This is a genomic window from Enemella evansiae, from assembly GCF_002250705.1.
Taxonomy (GTDB): Bacteria; Actinomycetota; Actinomycetes; order Propionibacteriales; family Propionibacteriaceae; genus Enemella; species Enemella evansiae.
Map to the genome: position 1 here is coordinate 1 of NZ_NMVP01000031.1, position 1,660 is coordinate 1,660.

The following is a 1,660-nucleotide window of genomic DNA, read 5'->3' on the forward strand; positions in this document are numbered from 1 at the left end:
CTGCGCGACCTAGTCCGAGAATGGACTCAGCCACGCGCGGTGGAGCGTCCGGCGGCGTGACTCGTCGGTGGGAGTGGTTGTAGGGGTTGTGGTCAGGCGGCGGGTTGCAGGATGACTTTGTAGCCGAGGGCTTCGAGGCCCTTGATGTGACTGCGTTGCCTGGCTTTGGTCGAGACGTGGGTGTCGTAGTGCTGGGGGCCGAGTTCACGGAAGGGGATGTCGGGATCGTTGAGCAGGTGCCAGATGACGGTCAGGATCGAGCGTCCGACCGCGACCATGGCCTTCTTCTTTCCGCGCCGGCGAACCAGGCGTCGGTAGCGGACGCCGAGGAAGGTCTGGGTGTGTCGGGTCGCGATCGCGGCCTCGCAGATCGCGCGGGCGAGGTATCGGTTCCCGTGGCCGGTGGAGCCGTTGCCTTTGGTCTTGCCCGCGCTGGACTTGATCCCGGGGGTGAACCGTGCCCAGGACGCGAGATGGTCCGGGGTCGGGAACTGGGTCATGTCGGTGCCGATCTCGGCCACGATCGCGGCAGCGGCACGCGGCCCGATCCCGGGAATCTCATCGAGCCGGGCGACCGCGTCAGCGAAAGGGACCAGATGGGCCTCGATCTGTTCATCGAGCGCGGCGATATCGCGATCGGTTTGATCGATCCGGGCCAGCATCCGGGTCAGCAAGAACCGGTGGTGATCATCGAAGGTCCCCAACTGCAGCCCGGCGAAGGCCTCCTCCAGTTCGGCCATCTTCAGCCGTAACCGGGACCGTGCTTTCTCCGCGAGGACCTTGGGATCGCGTTCCCCGGCGATGATGGCATCCAGCATCTCCCGTCCCGAGACGCCGAAGATGTCGGAGGCGACCACCGACAGTTTGATGCAGGCATCCTCCAACAGCTTCTCGACCCGGTTCTTCTCCGCGGTCCGGACCCCGACCAGATCCACCCGATACCGGGTCAGGTCCCGCAGCCTGCGGATCCCGGCCTCGGGAACGAAACTGGGCCGCAGCATCTGGCGTTCGGCAACCTTGCACAACCACACCGCATCCAACCGATCGGTCTTCGGCCGGCCGGGCAGATGATGGACATCCTTGGCATTGACCAACCACGGATCCAGCCCGTGCGCGGCGAACAGATAAAACGGCGCCCGCCAATAGTCGCTGGTGGCCTCCATCACCACCCGCTGCACCCCGAGCCCGACCAGCCGGTTCGCCAGCTCGCTCAACGAGCCGACCATCGTGGTGTGAGTGGTGACCTCCTGCAACCGGCGTTTCTTGCCCGGCGGTGCGGGCATACGGACACAACACACCAACTCGGCCTTGCCGATATCCAACGCCGCGACCCGCTCGATGATCTGTTCTTCGTCTTCAGACTCTGTGAACACCTCTCTGCCCTCCCAAGGCGCGATCCAGTACCAAAAAGGGGTGGCCGCCTGAGGGAGATCTCGAGGGAAAATCAAGCAAATCTAGTCCTCGCGCTCACACCGCCACCCCCTACTAGGAAGGCCACGGATCGGCAGCATTGAAGGGCCCATCACATCGATCCCCGCACCGGGCTACTCGACGGCCTCGAACGGACCATAGATCGAACGGTTTCAGCACCCAGCCGACCACCCCCACCCCATTCTCAGCCCGGAACGGGCGCCCCGCCAGGGGCACAGTGGCTACTCGA

1 protein-coding gene is annotated in these 1,660 nt (G+C 64.8%); it reads right to left on the reverse strand.

Annotation, left to right across the window (positions count from 1 at the left end):
- Positions 1 to 92: 92 nt before the first annotated feature.
- Entirely contained in the window at positions 93 to 1,373 is a 1,281-nt protein-coding gene (locus BI335_RS14075; protein ID WP_094431644.1) for an IS110 family RNA-guided transposase, read from the reverse strand.
- Between the last annotated feature and the right edge of the window lie 287 nt (positions 1,374 to 1,660).